Source organism: Salmonella sp. A1325, assembly GCF_056991255.1.
Genome location: NZ_JAMLWO010000001.1, coordinates 86,347 through 101,948, shown reverse-complemented (window position 1 = coordinate 101,948; position 15,602 = coordinate 86,347). Strand labels below are relative to the sequence as shown.

General features: G+C 49.0%; 12 protein-coding genes, 2 tRNA genes and 3 other RNA genes (1 of these 17 running past the window's edge). 9 read left to right on the top strand and 8 right to left on the bottom strand.

What is annotated here, in order from left to right; translation table 11 throughout:
* Positions 1–10 precede the first annotated feature (10 nt).
* The 4 genes from oppC to NAZ64_RS00500 all read right to left on the bottom strand — a co-directional run bounded on the left by oppC (position 11) and on the right by NAZ64_RS00500 (position 5,032).
* On the bottom strand, positions 11–919 hold the full coding sequence (gene oppC, locus NAZ64_RS00515; protein WP_000979653.1) for an oligopeptide ABC transporter permease OppC: 909 nt from the start codon (positions 917–919) through the stop codon (positions 11–13).
* Positions 920–933: 14 nt separating this feature from the next.
* On the bottom strand, positions 934–1,854 hold the full coding sequence (oppB, locus tag NAZ64_RS00510) for an oligopeptide ABC transporter permease OppB (protein ID WP_000911097.1): 921 nt from the start codon (positions 1,852–1,854) through the stop codon (positions 934–936).
* 122 nt (positions 1,855–1,976) lie between these two features.
* Positions 1,977–3,608: an oligopeptide ABC transporter substrate-binding protein OppA gene (gene oppA / locus NAZ64_RS00505; protein WP_061380500.1), complete on the bottom strand. Its 1,632-nt coding sequence runs from the start codon at positions 3,606–3,608 to the stop codon at positions 1,977–1,979.
* Between the two features lie 776 nt (positions 3,609–4,384).
* Positions 4,385–5,032, bottom strand: a complete 648-nt coding sequence (locus tag NAZ64_RS00500) for a YchE family NAAT transporter (RefSeq protein WP_000615840.1) — start codon at positions 5,030–5,032, stop codon at positions 4,385–4,387.
* 476 nt (positions 5,033–5,508) lie between these two features.
* Between NAZ64_RS00500 and adhE the strand changes: the two genes are divergently transcribed.
* Positions 5,509–8,187: a bifunctional acetaldehyde-CoA/alcohol dehydrogenase gene (gene adhE / locus NAZ64_RS00495; RefSeq protein ID WP_000301678.1), complete on the top strand. Its 2,679-nt coding sequence runs from the start codon at positions 5,509–5,511 to the stop codon at positions 8,185–8,187.
* A gap of 198 nt (positions 8,188–8,385) precedes the next feature.
* On the opposite strand, the gene tdk is transcribed toward adhE, so the two are convergent.
* On the bottom strand, positions 8,386–9,003 hold the full coding sequence (tdk, locus tag NAZ64_RS00490; protein WP_000068097.1) for a thymidine kinase: 618 nt from the start codon (positions 9,001–9,003) through the stop codon (positions 8,386–8,388).
* Between the two features lie 662 nt (positions 9,004–9,665).
* On the opposite strand from tdk, the gene hns reads away from it, so the two are divergent.
* Complete coding sequence (gene hns / locus NAZ64_RS00485) at positions 9,666–10,079, top strand: histone-like nucleoid-structuring protein H-NS (protein WP_001287383.1); 414 nt, start codon at positions 9,666–9,668, stop codon at positions 10,077–10,079.
* 131 nt (positions 10,080–10,210) lie between these two features.
* Here hns and galU read toward each other — a convergent pair whose 3' ends face one another.
* The 3 genes from galU to rssA all read right to left on the bottom strand — a co-directional run bounded on the left by galU (position 10,211) and on the right by rssA (position 13,331).
* Positions 10,211–11,119 carry a UTP--glucose-1-phosphate uridylyltransferase GalU gene (galU, locus tag NAZ64_RS00480; RefSeq protein ID WP_000729450.1) on the bottom strand — a complete coding sequence of 303 codons (909 nt, stop codon included), beginning with the start codon at positions 11,117–11,119 and terminating at the stop codon, positions 10,211–10,213.
* A gap of 202 nt (positions 11,120–11,321) precedes the next feature.
* On the bottom strand, positions 11,322–12,335 hold the full coding sequence (gene rssB, locus NAZ64_RS00475; RefSeq protein WP_000193432.1) for a two-component system response regulator RssB: 1,014 nt from the start codon (positions 12,333–12,335) through the stop codon (positions 11,322–11,324).
* Between the two features lie 90 nt (positions 12,336–12,425).
* Positions 12,426–13,331, bottom strand: a complete 906-nt coding sequence (gene rssA, locus NAZ64_RS00470; RefSeq protein ID WP_076726670.1) for a patatin-like phospholipase RssA — start codon at positions 13,329–13,331, stop codon at positions 12,426–12,428.
* Positions 13,332–13,441: 110 nt separating this feature from the next.
* Here rssA and NAZ64_RS00465 point away from each other — a divergent pair, with 110 nt between their 5' ends.
* The 7 genes from NAZ64_RS00465 to NAZ64_RS00435 all read left to right on the top strand — a co-directional run.
* Positions 13,442–13,900, top strand: coding sequence for a YchJ family protein (locus tag NAZ64_RS00465; protein ID WP_001540172.1), 459 nt, complete (start codon positions 13,442–13,444; stop codon positions 13,898–13,900).
* A gap of 50 nt (positions 13,901–13,950) precedes the next feature.
* Positions 13,951–14,793, top strand: coding sequence for a formyltetrahydrofolate deformylase (purU, locus tag NAZ64_RS00460; RefSeq protein ID WP_001191156.1), 843 nt, complete (start codon positions 13,951–13,953; stop codon positions 14,791–14,793).
* Positions 14,794–14,951: 158 nt separating this feature from the next.
* Positions 14,952–15,036: transfer RNA gene (locus NAZ64_RS00455), tRNA-Tyr, on the top strand.
* Between the two features lie 44 nt (positions 15,037–15,080).
* A non-coding RNA gene (locus NAZ64_RS00450) (RtT sRNA) lies at positions 15,081–15,212 on the top strand.
* A 34-nt stretch (positions 15,213–15,246) separates the two neighbouring features.
* Positions 15,247–15,331: transfer RNA gene (locus NAZ64_RS00445), tRNA-Tyr, on the top strand.
* 44 nt (positions 15,332–15,375) lie between these two features.
* Positions 15,376–15,507, top strand: a non-coding RNA gene (locus tag NAZ64_RS00440) — RtT sRNA.
* Between the two features lie 44 nt (positions 15,508–15,551).
* Positions 15,552–15,602: non-coding RNA, RtT sRNA (locus NAZ64_RS00435), on the top strand; it runs 173 nt beyond the window's last position.

The window sequence follows — 15,602 nt, the reverse complement described above, 5'->3', positions numbered from 1 at the left end:
GCTGTACTCCTTAACGATCTTTCGGGTCGAGGGCATCACGCAGGCCATCGCCAATAAAGTTAAAACAGAATAACGTCACCACGAGAAAGCCAGCCGGAAACAGCAGCAGCCACGGTGAGACTTCCATTGAATTTGCGCCATCGCTCAACAACGCTCCCCAACTGCTTAACGGTTCCTGCGTCCCAAGCCCCAGGAAACTGAGGAAAGACTCAAACAGAATCATGCTGGGCACCAGCAACGATGCATACACTACTACTACGCCCAGGACGTTAGGCACAATATGGCGGATCACAATGCTGGCGGTCGACACACCACCCACCTGCGCGGCTTCGATGAACTCTTTACGTTTAAGACTTAGGGTTTGACCACGCACAATACGCGCCATATCAAGCCAGGAGACCATGCCGATGGCGACGAAAATCAACAGAATGTTCTGCCCAAAAAACGTCACCAGCAAAATCACAAAGAACATAAACGGGAACGAGTTGAGGATCTCCAACAACCGCATCATCACAGAATCAATTTTGCCGCCCAGATACCCGGACAGCGAGCCATACAGCGTTCCGACAATGACCGCCACCAGTGCGGCGGCAATCCCGACCATCAACGAGATACGCCCGCCGATGGCAACGCGCACCAACAGATCGCGCCCGGAAGAGTCAGTGCCGAAATAGTGGCCGGACGCCATATCCGGCGCGCTGGACATCATGCCCCAGTCGGTATCGAAATAGGTAAATTGCGACAGCATAGGCGCCACTGTCACGAACAGGGCTATCAGAAACAGGACAATAAGACTGGCCACCGCCGCACGGTTATGCATAAAGCGCCGACGGGCATCTTGCCAAAGGCTGCGACCTTCCACCTCTAGCTTTTCACTGAAATTTTCCAGCGTCTCGCTGTTTTTCTTACTTAACATCATCGAGAGCTCCAGTATCAATAGCGAATTTTCGGGTCGATAACGGCATAGAGCACATCGACAATGGCGTTAAACAATATGGTCAGCGCCCCGACTAAAATGGTCAAACTTAACACCAGCGAGTAATCGCGGTTGAGCGCGCCATTAACGAAAAGCTGCCCAATGCCCGGTAAGCCATAAATCGTTTCAATCACCATTGAGCCGGTAATAATGCCGACAAAGGCTGGCCCCATATAGGATAAAACCGGCAGCAGCGCAGGTTTTAACGCATGGCGGAAGATGATTCTGCGCATCGGTAATCCTTTTGCCCGCGCGGTACGAATAAAGTTCGAATGCAGAACTTCAATCATTGAGCCGCGCGTAATACGAGCGATGCTGGCAATATAGGCCAGTGAAAGCGCGACCATCGGCAGGATCATAAATTTTAACGCCCCGCCGTTCCAGCCGCCGCCAGGCAGCCATTGCAAGGTTATCGCAAAGACCATCACCAGTAGCGGCGCTACCACAAAACTGGGGATAACGACGCCGGTCATGGCAAATCCCATCACCGTATAATCCCATCGCGTATTTTGCTTTAGCGCGGCAATCACGCCAGCGCTGACACCAATAATGACCGCCAGTAAAAAAGCGGCGGCGCCAAGTTTCGCCGAAACGGGGAAGCTGGCGGCAACCAGATCGTTGACCGTGTAATCTTTGTATTTAAACGATGGTCCAAAATCGCCATGCGCCAGCTGCTTCAGGTAGCTGAAGTACTGCGTCATGATGGGATCGTTCAGATGATATTTTGCTTCAATATTGGCCAGCACTTCCGGCGGCAATGCGCGCTCGCCGGTAAAAGGGCTACCCGGCGCGAGGCGCATCATAAAGAAAGAGATGGTAATAAGAATAAACAGCGTCGGAATCGCTTCCAGACAGCGGCGTAAAATAAATTTCAACATTGCCCGTACCTTCTGGCCTGTGCCTTTACTTCCCGGACGTGACAAACAGATCCGCCAGGGAACGTTATAGTGCGATGAAAAAAGACACCATGGGACAACCGCAGTTGTCCCATGTCTTGCCATTAATGTTTGATAATATATAAGTTTTTCACATAAATATTATCCAGCGGGTCTTTACCGGTATACCCGCCCACCCAGGGTTTCACCAGGCGCGCGTTAACGTAGTAATACACCGGCACAATAGCCGAGTCTTTATCTAACTGCTGCTCCGCTTTAGCGTAGAGTTCGCTGCGCTGCGTATCGTCCGCTACTTTCAGCGTGTCGGCAATCAGCTTATCAAACGCCGGGCTCTTATAATGCGCGGTATTATTTGAACTGTCGGACAACATGGTATTCAGGAACGAGGTCGGTTCATTATAATCTGCGCACCACCCGGCTCTGGCGACATCAAAGGTGCCCTGATGACGGGTGTCCAGGAAGGTTTTCCATTCCTGATTCTCCAGATTCACATTGACACCCAGATTTTTCTTCCAGATAGACGCCACGGCAATGGCCAGTTTTTTATGCAGATCGGAGGTGTTATACAGCAGGTCGAATGTTAAGGGCTTATCCGCCGTAAAGCCGGCTTCAGCCAACAATTTCTTCGCTTCTTCATTACGCTTTTGCTGGGACCATTTGAACCACTCAGGCTCTACCAGTTTTGCGCCATCGGTATACGGCGGCGTGTAGCTATAAGCGGGTAAATCGCCCTGATTTTTAACCTTATTAACAATAATGTCGCGATCTAACGCCAGTTTCAGCGCGGTACGCACGCGGACATCGTTAAACGGCGCTTTTTGATTATTAATTTCGTAATAATAGGTACACAAATAAGGGTCTACGCGGACTTCATTCGGGATCTCTTTTTTCAGTTTCTGGAATAATTCGATCGGCATATTGTTATAAGTCATATCGATCTCGCCGCTGCGGTAGCGGTTGACATCCGTCACCTCCGAAGAGATCGGCAAATAAGTTACCTGATTGATGACGGTTTTGGCGTTATCCCAGTATTGCGGGTTACGCTCCAGCACGATACGTTCGTTCACCACCCAGTTTTTTAACTTATAAGCGCCGTTAGTGACAATATTGGCTGGTTGCGTCCATTTATCGCCAAATTTTTCGACCGCTGATTTCGGTACAGGAGACACTGAAGGGTGGACCAACAATTTGTAGAAATAAGGCACCGGCTCACTTAAGGTCACTTCAAAGGTGTGATCATCAAGCGCTTTTACCCCCAGATCGGTGGCGGGTTTTTTACCGGCGATAATGTCATCGATATTAACGATATGACCGTATTGCAGATAGCTGGCGTACGGCGATGCCGTATTAGGATCGGCCAGGCGTTGCCAGCTATAAACGAAATCATGGGCGGTGACGGGCGTACCATCTGACCATTTCGCATTTTCACGTAGATGGAATGTCCAGACTTTAAAATCTTTATTTTCCCATTTCTCCGCGACGCCCGGTGAAGGATGCCCCTCGACATCACTAATTAATAAGCCTTCAAAGAGATCACGGCTGACGTTCGATTCCGGCACGCCTTCAATTTTATGCGGGTCGAGAGACTGCACTTCTGATCCATTATTACGTACCAACGTTTGCTTGTCGGCTAACTGAACACCGGCGGGCACGTCTGCCGCAGTCGCGGCGCTGGCGGCGATGAGCGCAGTGAGTATTCCCACTGCAATTAAACTTTTTTTCGTGATGTTAGACATTGTGTTTGTACTCCACTCATTATAATTACTGGTTTTTACCAGCCTGTTTAATCCCGTCAGGGCTCCTGTACAGCACTGGTGGTGTACTGCCAGGTCTGTCACTGCTTTTGCTATCACCGACTTTATTTATTCTGACGATTCGTTCGATCGCCTTTCGTCGATTCGGTATACGACGTACCTGCCCACGTCGCATGTTATTTCTGACAACCATCTAAATGAAAATAGTTATCAACAATGTGAAATCTTCTGCAAAATGTTTGGCCGAAAAGTATCAAATGCGTTTCTGAACCGCCAATTCATTTTACAATTTTGTTAACCAATTCTCTTTTATGGAAAATTTCCTGCCCAGAAAAACAGTTAAAGAATGTTAAAAAGCTTTAATTTATTCTTTATAATCAATAACTTGAAAGAAAGTCGTCTCGCTGTCACATCGTAGGATATACCTGCGCCAGAAAACACACACAAATTTAACAAATGCTCATTATTTAGCACATTCATCTACGATGGAGCTGAAACAACTAATAACATTTCAATAATCCTTCATCAAGCCCCAGAGTATGGTGTGAATAAAATAACAGACCTGCCGCTTCTCACGGACTCAGTAATGTTGATAATAGTTTGATTAATAAAAATAAATATCGTTAGATTATATTAGTATTTTTTATCATTAAAACGCTGAATGCTTATCAAATTAAGAAGTGTTACGTGGGAATGTCACTGGAAATGTCACAAGGCGGCCCTCTTAGGGCGCCGCCTGTAAATCAACAGGTGGGAGTTTAGTTGAGCAAGCCGGGGAAAATGCCTTTTATTCCTGTGACAATAAATTCGATGCCGAGCGCCATTAACAACAACCCCATGATTCGGGTAATAACGTTGATACCGGTTTGCCCCAGCAAACGAACCAGCCACGGCGCCATACGGAACACGCCCCAGCAGCAAAGCGCAAAAAGCGCAATGGCAACTGAAAAACCAAGCAAATGCGCGATGCTGTGATAACGCGTTCCCCAGACGATAGTGGAGCTAATCGCCCCTGGCCCCGCCATTAACGGCAGCGCTAACGGCACAACGCCAATGCTCTCGCGTATGGCCGTCTCTGACTTTTCTTGCTTGTTTTGTTTATCTTCCCCCAGCTTCCCGCTGATCATCGACATTGCAATGGTGACAACCAGGATACCGCCCGCAATTCTGAACGAATCAATAGAAATACCAAACAGCTGCAGGATGCCATCGCCGAGGAATAAGGAACTCCACAAGATAATCGCGACCGACAGATTCGCGGTGAGGTTAGTTTTATTACGCGCCGTGGCCGTCTGGTAGCTGGTCATGCTGATGAAAACGGGAATAATCCCCACCGGGTTAACCAGCGCAAAGAGCCCGATAAAGAACTTAAAGTAAACAGGAAAATCAAAAAGCGGTTGAATCACGGTTAGCTCCGAAGCGTTAGCCGGATGAAGTCAATGTTCGTTAATGATCAAAACGCGCAGAAGATACGCCTTTTATTCGCATAGTTCACCTCTTATCTACACCTAATTTCATCCATTCATCGCTGTTATTTATATGTACTCGTTATGCTAATCCACTTACTCTTCATGACAACGATTTCTTAACAATTTACATAAAAGGCTAAAATGGCCTGCTGAAAGGTGTCAGCTTTGCGTAATCTTGATTTAGATCACACAATCGCTACTCAGAAGTGAGTAATCTTGCTTACGCCACCTGGACGTAACGCGTTAGAGTTAAATGATACTAACGCAGAAGCTCTTTTAGTAAATCAGAGCGAAACGGACGTTAAGTAACCACCTGAATTTCAGGCATTTATACAAAGTATCGTCGATCTGTCTATACTCACGTATCGCGCAGATGATTTACTAAAAAAGTTTAACATTATCAGGAGAGCATTATGGCTGTTACTAATGTCGCTGAACTTAACGCACTCGTAGAGCGTGTAAAAAAAGCCCAGCGTGAATATGCCAGTTTCACTCAAGAACAGGTCGACAAAATCTTCCGCGCCGCCGCTCTGGCAGCCGCTGATGCCCGCATTCCGCTGGCCAAAATGGCCGTCGCCGAATCCGGTATGGGTATCGTGGAAGACAAAGTGATTAAAAACCACTTCGCTTCTGAATACATTTACAACGCTTATAAAGATGAAAAAACCTGCGGCGTGCTGTCTGAAGACGACACCTTCGGGACCATCACCATTGCTGAACCTATCGGCATTATTTGCGGTATCGTTCCAACCACTAACCCAACCTCTACCGCGATCTTCAAATCACTGATTAGCCTGAAGACCCGTAACGCCATCATCTTTTCTCCGCATCCGCGCGCTAAAGAAGCAACCAACAAAGCGGCAGACATCGTTCTGCAAGCGGCTATCGCTGCCGGCGCGCCGAAAGATCTGATTGGCTGGATCGATCAACCTTCCGTAGAACTGTCTAATGCGCTGATGCACCACCCGGATATTAACCTGATCCTCGCCACTGGCGGTCCAGGCATGGTTAAAGCTGCATACAGCTCCGGTAAACCGGCTATCGGCGTAGGCGCAGGCAACACCCCGGTAGTGATTGATGAAACCGCGGATATCAAACGCGCTGTGGCGTCTGTTCTGATGTCTAAAACCTTCGATAACGGCGTAATCTGTGCTTCTGAACAGTCTGTTGTCGTTGTTGATTCCGTCTATGATGCCGTTCGCGAACGTTTCGCCAGCCACGGCGGCTACATGCTGCAGGGCCAGGAGCTGAAAGCGGTTCAAAACGTTATCCTGAAAAATGGCGCTCTGAACGCCGCTATCGTCGGTCAGCCAGCCTACAAAATTGCTGAACTGGCAGGCTTCTCCGTACCAGAAACCACCAAGATTCTGATCGGTGAAGTTACGGTCGTTGACGAAAGCGAACCGTTCGCACACGAAAAACTGTCTCCGACTCTGGCGATGTATCGTGCGAAAGATTTCGAAGAAGCGGTAGAAAAAGCAGAAAAATTGGTCGCTATGGGCGGTATCGGTCACACCTCCTGCCTGTACACTGACCAGGATAACCAGCCAGAACGCGTTGCTTACTTCGGCCAGATGATGAAAACCGCGCGTATCCTGATCAACACCCCGGCCTCTCAGGGTGGTATCGGTGACCTGTACAACTTCAAACTCGCACCTTCCCTGACGTTGGGTTGTGGTTCCTGGGGTGGTAACTCCATCTCTGAAAACGTTGGTCCGAAACACCTGATCAACAAGAAAACCGTTGCTAAGCGAGCTGAAAACATGTTGTGGCACAAACTTCCGAAATCTATCTACTTCCGCCGTGGCTCTCTGCCCATCGCGCTGGATGAAGTGATTACTGATGGCCACAAACGTGCGCTCATCGTGACTGACCGCTTCCTGTTCAACAACGGCTATGCAGACCAGATCACCTCTGTGCTGAAAGCGGCTGGCGTTGAAACCGAAGTCTTCTTCGAAGTTGAAGCCGACCCGACGCTTTCCGTTGTTCGCAAAGGCGCTGAGCTGGCGAACTCCTTCAAACCGGACGTAATCATCGCGCTGGGCGGCGGTTCCCCGATGGACGCCGCGAAAATCATGTGGGTCATGTACGAACACCCGGAAACTCACTTCGAAGAACTGGCGCTGCGCTTTATGGACATCCGTAAACGTATCTACAAGTTCCCGAAAATGGGCGTGAAAGCGAAAATGATCGCCGTCACCACCACTTCCGGTACCGGTTCTGAAGTCACACCGTTTGCGGTTGTGACCGACGATGCAACCGGTCAGAAATATCCGCTGGCTGACTACGCCCTGACCCCGGATATGGCGATTGTCGACGCCAACCTGGTGATGGATATGCCGAAGTCCCTGTGTGCGTTCGGTGGTCTGGATGCGGTAACTCACGCCCTGGAAGCTTATGTTTCCGTACTGGCTTCTGAGTTCTCTGACGGTCAGGCTCTGCAGGCCCTGAAACTGCTGAAAGAAAACCTGCCGGCGTCTTACCACGAAGGGTCTAAAAACCCGGTTGCGCGTGAACGTGTTCACAGTGCAGCGACTATCGCCGGTATCGCGTTTGCCAACGCCTTCCTCGGTGTATGTCACTCCATGGCGCACAAACTGGGCTCTCAGTTCCACATTCCGCACGGTCTGGCGAACGCCCTGCTGATTTGTAACGTTATCCGCTACAACGCGAATGACAACCCGACCAAGCAGACCGCTTTCAGCCAGTACGATCGTCCGCAGGCACGCCGTCGTTACGCTGAAATTGCTGACCACCTGGGCCTGAGCGCGCCGGGCGACCGTACCGCCGCTAAGATTGAAAAACTGCTGGCATGGCTGGAAAGCATTAAAGCTGAGCTGGGCATTCCTAAGTCTATCCGTGAAGCAGGCGTGCAGGAAGCTGACTTCCTGGCACACGTTGACAAACTGTCTGAAGATGCCTTCGATGACCAGTGCACCGGCGCTAACCCGCGTTATCCGCTGATCTCCGAACTGAAACAGATTCTGCTGGATACCTACTACGGTCGTGATTTCACCGAAGGTGAAGTTGCAGCGAAGAAAGACGTCGTTGCCGCACCGAAAGCAGAGAAAAAAGCGAAAAAATCCGCTTAATTCGTTATCTGCTTTAGCATGACAATAACGGCTTCAATTGAGGCCGTTTTTTTTTGTTTTACCGGTTTATCTGATGCCTGAAGGCGCTATGCTTATCACCTGGCCTACGCGCTCACGGCACGCCCTTCGTCAGGAGGCCTGAATAATGACGTCCAAAGCGCTACAGGGCGTTTTATAAGCCGATCGTTACCTCGGGTATCATATGTGCCGATGACGCTCCTGAATCGCCGTCAGTGAGCCCTCCTCCAGCGCGTCCTTATAATGCTTACGGCAAACTGAAACGTAGCGTTCATTCCCGCCAATAACCACCTGTTCGCCTTCGTTATAAGGCCTGCCGTCCTGATCAAGGCGCAGAACCATACTGGCTTTACGACCGCAGAAACAGATAGTTTTTAATTCCACCAGCTTATCTGACCATGCCAGCAAGTATTGGCTGCCGACAAAGAGCTCCCCACGAAAGTCTGTTCGTAGCCCATAGCAAAGTACTGGAATATCTAATTTGTCGACAACCTCGGATAATTGATAAACCTGCTGGCGAGTCAAAAACTGGCTTTCGTCGACTAACACGCAATGTATTGTCTGCCGCGCGCTCTCGGCACGAATCTCTTCAAACAAGGATGTATTTTGGTTAAACAATTTTGCCGGCGACGACAAACCGATACGAGAGCTGACTTTGCCTGCGCCGAAACGATCGTCGATTTCCGCCGTATATACGACGGTACGCATCCCGCGTTCCTGATAATTGTATGAAGATTGCAGCAGTGCAGTCGACTTACCCGCATTCATTGCCGAATAGTAGAAATATAGCTGTGCCATTGGTCGCAGGACCTCACCTGAGTGAAATAAAGATTGGCGGGATTGTACCATAATTTACCGACGCGACGGCGCGGCTCACGCTCCGGTGAGTATTAAGAATTGTACAAACATCGCTCACTATACCCAAAATAATTCGAGTTGCTTAAAGGCGGCAAGGGAGTGAGTCCCCAGGAGCATAGATAACTATGTGACTGGGGTGAACGAGCGTAGCCAACACATAAGCAACTTGAAGTATGAAGGGTATATACACATTCCTTCACAAATTATGCCGTTAAAATTCATCAACAATGCTTATCATCACCCGCCAATATGAAAACCTTGTACTTATTGTTACCGTTACTCATACCCGGTGCAAAGTAATAGGGTTTTCTTGTAAGGAAAGCTAATACAAGAGATTGATATCTCTGCAATGAGATCGTATTTCATCATGATAAAATGTGACCTAACTCCTAAATTTTTAGCGACAGACGATGAGTATCCCCCCTGCCAATAAGCTCTTTTTTGTGCGGCGCCTCAAGGAAAATTTAAGTTGAGATAATTAAAACGTGTGCTTAATAAAGCGTAATTTTGAATTCCTTACATTCCTGGCTATTGCACAACTGAATTTATCGCTCTATTATTAGCTCAACAAACCACCCCAATATAAGTTTGAGATTACTACAATGAGCGAAGCACTTAAAATTCTGAACAACATCCGTACTCTTCGTGCGCAGGCAAGAGAATGTACTCTGGAAACGCTTGAAGAAATGCTGGAAAAATTAGAAGTTGTCGTTAATGAGCGTCGTGAAGAAGAAAGCGCTGCTGCTGCTGAAGTGGAAGAACGCACTCGTAAACTGCAACAGTATCGTGAAATGTTAATTGCCGACGGCATTGACCCGAATGAACTGCTGAATAGCATGGCTGCCGCTAAATCCGGCACCAAAGCTAAACGCGCAGCTCGTCCGGCTAAATATAGCTATGTTGACGAAAACGGTGAAACTAAAACCTGGACTGGCCAGGGTCGTACACCGGCTGTAATCAAAAAAGCAATGGAAGAACAAGGTAAGCAACTGGAAGATTTCCTGATCAAGGAATAATTTACTTCCTGGATGCTTAAAATCCCGCCGCTGGCGGGATTTTTTTTGCCTGAGTTCTCCGTTGACGACCCCAGGCATAAAAAAAGCGCCGGATTTACCAGCGCTTCTGTTAAAAAATTTATAACGTATCGTTACTTCTTAATACCCATTTCTTCTTCAAGCCAGGCTTTAAATTCAGCACCCAGCGAATTATGACGGATGCCATATTCAACGAATGCCTGCATATATCCTAACTTATTACCACAGTCATGGCTTTTACCCTTCATGTGGTAGGCTTCAACCGTTTCTTTTTCGATCAGCATATCGATAGCATCGGTCAACTGAATTTCATCCCCGGCGCCCGGAGGGGTTTTCGCCAGCAACGCCCAGATATCCGCGCTCAACACATAACGCCCGACAATCGCAAGGTTAGACGGCGCGACATCCGCTTTTGGTTTTTCAACCACGCCAACCATCGGCACACTTTCGCCCGGCGCCAGCTCAACGCCTTTGCAATCGACCACGCCGTATGCAGTCACATCTTCTACTGGCTCAACCATAATCTGGCTATTGCCGGTTTCGTCGAAACGGCGGATCATTTCAGCCAGGTTATCCTGAGACAGGTCGGACTCATATTCGTCAAGAATAACGTCTGGCAGAATAACAGCGACAGGTTCGTTTCCGACAACGGGATGCGCGCACAATACGGCATGGCCCAGGCCTTTTGCCAGCCCTTGACGTACCTGCATAATAGTGACATGCGGAGGGCAAATAGACTGAACCTCCTCCAGAAGCTGACGCTTAACGCGTTTTTCCAGCATCGCTTCCAGCTCAAAACTGGTATCAAAGTGGTTTTCAATAGAGTTTTTAGACGAGTGCGTAACAAGCACGATTTCAGTAATGCCAGCAGCGATACATTCGTTCACGACGTACTGAATTAATGGCTTATCAACCAGCGGCAGCATCTCTTTCGGGATAGCTTTGGTCGCTGGCAGCATCCTGGTTCCCAATCCCGCGACCGGGATAACGGCTTTTTTGACTTTCGAATTAAGGGCAGCCATTTAAAATTCTCCTGGACTGTTCATGTATTGAACGTGTTCATTAATCTGTATCGTGTTCCAGTATATCAGTACCAGAACAAGCCTCAGGTCCAAAAAGGACTTATATTGGTATAATTAAGACAAATACTTATAAATCTGCCGCAGATAGTAACACTCGTCGGGAAAGGCCGGTAAAGCAATTTCCGCTCACTCTTCCGTTTGGTCATTCCGCAGACAACATCAATCGCAGACGCCCTCCTGCGCCCCATATTTGACACTGCCATGAGTCGCAACGCTGGCTTAATTGGTTAAGGTAGGCGTTACCCAATGTTCCTAGCGGCACGCCGCTGCTAATTTGAACCTGATGAGCGCCCGTATTTAAAGTGGCGTTCAATCCGGCGGAGACGAGAATCAAATTTTTGAGCTCACTGTGATAGTAGCCGACAAATAGCGGGAATTGCCCAGGTAAATTGGCTTGTCTGAGCAGATGATTTACCTGTTTTAATAGCGCGCCTAACTCCGGTAAACGGTGCTTTTGTTGGCCGAGCTGATCCTGCAATAAGCCGTTAAATAGCGCCCGCAGCAACAATGCGGCTAACACGCCGTTATCGCCCGCCCGGGTGACATCCAGGCAATAAAATGCCAGTTCGTTATCAGATAGCGGCGCAATATCCAGCACCAGTCCAGGCTGATCGGCGGAGACGAGCTGCCGGTAATTAATGCGGCAATGAGAAATCACCTGCTGTACCGGGGGCTGCAATTCCTGCAACAATTGCGCTGCGGCGGTCGGATTACTCACCATTGCATCCCAGTCACGAAACAGGCGTTCTTCTTCTTCAACCCGCGAGTTAAACATATTAGGGTATAAGCAAGCGAATACGGTTTCCCGCAAGCGGTTGAGATCTTTTACCGGCTTCAGCAAGACATCTTCAACCCCAAGGCGTAACGCTTTGGCGATATCCGCCATATTTTCTGTTGCGGAAATAACCAGAATAGGCGTCTGGTCTCCGCGATTACGTAAGTTTTCTACCAGTTTGAGACCGTTCATTCTCGGCATAGCGATATCACATATCATGAGATCAGGGGTAAAACGCCCCATCAACTCCAGGGCATCCACCCCGTCGCCTGCCAATGCCGTTGTCGCTCCCAAAGAGGAAAACCACGAATCCAGAAGCGAGCGAAATACAGGCTCGTCTTCAACAATAAGAATCTGTTTTCCGACCAATGGCTGCGTCATGTTCTCTCCCCTGACTGGCTTTAATCAATAGTGGCATGGTATTGCCGCTTGCGCCTGTCAGAATTTGCTTAAGTGATCGTAAAAGGTACATTAAACGTCGGTACGCACCAAGGGTATAAGTTCGTCCATCTTTTTCTCTACGGCTAACTGACCCGCCGCAATAGCGGCATGGGCGCGATGAAAATCCAGCGTAGAGATTTGCGGACAGAATGGTTGAATGAGAATATCAGGCGGATCGCCAGCCATACGGTTACGTTTAAGACGATTTTCCAACACCTGAATGGAGGTTGTCATGATTTCCATTGCCCCAGGCGAACTCACGCCACGGCGTGAAGTCAGGCCACTGAAACGTTCTTTTAAACGCTTATGCCAGGGCAGCGCATCATCGCTCTCTTCATTGATATTCCCGACATTTACAGAGAGCAAATCTTGCTGCATGAGGTGGGCATCATGTTGCAGGTCTACCGCAATAACGATATCAGCTCCCAGCGCCCTGGTTAACGAAACAGGTACCGGATTAACGACCGCGCCATCTACCAGCCAGTAACCGTTATGTTCAACCGGAGACATCAGCCCTGGCATACTGCACGACGCGCGTACAGCAAGGTGTAGATCGCCTTCAGTAAACCATAGCTCTCGTCCCGTGCTAAGATTCGTCGCGACCGCGCCAAAACGTCTTGAACAGTGGTCAAAATCCGTGACGGGCATAATATCCCGATAGTGATTAAATACGCGTTCGCCGCGAAGCAACCCTCCTCTGCCCCAGGATACATCCATCAGGCGTAAAACATCCCAGTAGCGGAATGAACATACCCACTGTTCAAGCGCCGATAATTTATTACAGGCATACGCGGCGCCGACCAGTGAACCTATTGAGCATCCCGCAACGATATCAATATCAATGCCTGTTTGCTTGAGGGCTTTGATGACCCCAATATGAGACCATCCTCTTGCTGCGCCAGATCCCAGCGCCAGCCCTATTTTCATTTTTCTCATCGTACTTAACGACTTCCCCTGGCTTCAAGACGTAGCAACATCGCCACTGCTCAGTTAACATAATGCCACCCTGGCGTTCAACGCCGTTTTTTATATTCAGGGAGATTATTGTGTCTCAGCCTTGTCCCTGTGGTAGCGCTGACGAGTATAGCCTATGTTGTGGTCGTATTGTGTCCGGAGAACGAGTAGCACCCGATCCGTCACATCTCATGCGCTCTCGTTACTGCGCTTTTGTGATGAAAGACGCAGATTACTTAATTAAGAGCTGGCATCCAACCTGCAATGCGGCCGCGTTTCGTGATGATATCATCGCCGGATTTGCCAATACCAGGTGGCTCGGCCTGACTATTTTTGAACATACCTGGTCAGAAGCAGAAAATACAGGGTATGTTAGTTTTATCGCGCGCTTTTCCGAACAAGGGAAAACCGGGGCGATTATCGAACGCTCTCGTTTTATCAAAGAAAACGGTCAGTGGTATTATATTGACGGTACCCGCCCGCAGTTGGGTCGAAATGATCCCTGCCCGTGCGGTTCAGGCAAAAAATTTAAAAAGTGCTGCGGCCAGTGATGCCTGACAGTATCGATACAACAAACACTCTCAACAGGATTTTTCCGGCAATGCAATCACTACAACGTAAAGTTCTGCGTACTATTTGTCCCGATCAAAAAGGCCTTATCGCGCGGATTACCAACATTTGCTATAAGCACGAGCTTAATATTGTGCAAAACAATGAATTTGTGGACCATCGCACCGGACGCTTTTTTATGCGGACCGAGCTGGAAGGCATCTTCAATGATTCCACTCTTCTGGCCGATCTGGACAGCGCCTTACCGGAAGGCTCTGTTCGTGAACTCAATCCCGCCGGACGCCGTCGGGTAGTGATTCTGGTTACCAAAGAGGCGCATTGTCTGGGCGACCTGCTGATGAAAGCCAACTATGGCGGGCTGGATGTTGAAATCGCTGCGGTCATTGGCAACCATGAAACGTTACGCTCGCTGGTTGAACGTTTTGAGATTCCTTTCGAACTGGTCAGCCATGAGGGATTAACGCGTGAAGAGCATGACACGAAGATGGCGGACGCCATTGATGCTCATCAACCGGACTATGTGGTGCTGGCCAAGTATATGCGTGTTTTGACGCCAGGTTTTGTGGCGCGCTTTCCGAACAAAATTATCAATATCCACCACTCATTCCTGCCGGCATTTATCGGCGCGCGCCCTTATCATCAGGCCTATGAGCGCGGCGTGAAAATCATCGGCGCTACCGCGCACTATGTGAATGATAATCTGGATGAAGGTCCGATCATTATGCAAGATGTGATTCACGTCGATCACACCTACACAGCAGAAGATATGATGCGTGCCGGGCGCGACGTTGAGAAAAACGTATTAAGCCGCGCGCTGTATCAGGTTCTGGCGCAGCGGGTCTTTGTTTACGGCAATCGGACGATTATTCTTTAATCGTCAGTAATATGAATTGATTAGCTTTAATCCGTTACGGATGAAAAGTACGCAAACAGTTCATTTCAGGCAAAGGAATGCTTTACAGCGGCGTGTCATTTGATATGATGCGCCCCGCTTTCCGAAAGGAAGCGGGCCAGTATTAAGCATTACCCCGTGGTGGGGTTCCCGAGCGGCCAAAGGGAGCAGACTGTAAATCTGCCGTCATCGACTTCGAAGGTTCGAATCCTTCCCCCACCACCATTATTCACTACAGCGATGTAGTTAACTCGATGAGCAATGCAGAAGTTTGCACTTGTCGGGGAAGGGTGAGAACCTTCGATTAAGGTTCGACTCGAGCGAAAGCGAGAGAACGTTGCCAACGGCAACGGCCCGTAGGGTGAGGAGCGAAGCGACGAATAATCCTTCCCCCACCACCATCTTCAAGCTTTACCTACAATTTGAATTACCCCTGGTGGGGTTCCCGAGCGGCCAAAGGGAGCAGACTGTAAATCTGCCGTCATCGACTTCGAAGGTTCGAATCCTTCCCCCACCACCATCACTCTCGTCGCGTATATTATCCCCGTTAAGCACAGTGTCTCATATCTCTCTGTACGGGGAAGGATGAGAAGCTTCGACTAAGGTTCGATTCGAGCGAAAGCGAGAAAGCGTTGCCAACGGCAACGACCCGAAGGGCGAAGCGCGCAGCGCTGAGTCATCCTTCCCCCACCACCATCACTCCCGTCGCGTATCTTATCCCCGTTAAGCACAGTGTCTCATATCTCTCTGTACGGGGAAGGATGAGAAGCTTCGACTAAGGTTCGATTCGA

Bases quoted from the DNA above. Each gene is read 5' to 3' on its own strand.
- oppC (WP_000979653.1), bottom strand. From the start codon at position 919: ATGATGTTAAGTAAGAAAAACAGCGAGACGCTGGAAAATTTCAGTGAA.
- oppB (WP_000911097.1), bottom strand. From the start codon at position 1,854: ATGTTGAAATTTATTTTACGCCGCTGTCTGGAAGCGATTCCGACGCTG.
- oppA (WP_061380500.1), bottom strand. From the start codon at position 3,608: ATGTCTAACATCACGAAAAAAAGTTTAATTGCAGTGGGAATACTCACT.
- adhE (WP_000301678.1), top strand. From the start codon at position 5,509: ATGGCTGTTACTAATGTCGCTGAACTTAACGCACTCGTAGAGCGTGTA.
- tdk (WP_000068097.1), bottom strand. From the start codon at position 9,003: ATGGCACAGCTATATTTCTACTATTCGGCAATGAATGCGGGTAAGTCG.
- hns (WP_001287383.1), top strand. From the start codon at position 9,666: ATGAGCGAAGCACTTAAAATTCTGAACAACATCCGTACTCTTCGTGCG.
- galU (WP_000729450.1), bottom strand. From the start codon at position 11,119: ATGGCTGCCCTTAATTCGAAAGTCAAAAAAGCCGTTATCCCGGTCGCG.
- rssB (WP_000193432.1), bottom strand. From the start codon at position 12,335: ATGACGCAGCCATTGGTCGGAAAACAGATTCTTATTGTTGAAGACGAG.
- rssA (WP_076726670.1), bottom strand. From the start codon at position 13,331: ATGAGAAAAATGAAAATAGGGCTGGCGCTGGGATCTGGCGCAGCAAGA.
- purU (WP_001191156.1), top strand. From the start codon at position 13,951: ATGCAATCACTACAACGTAAAGTTCTGCGTACTATTTGTCCCGATCAA.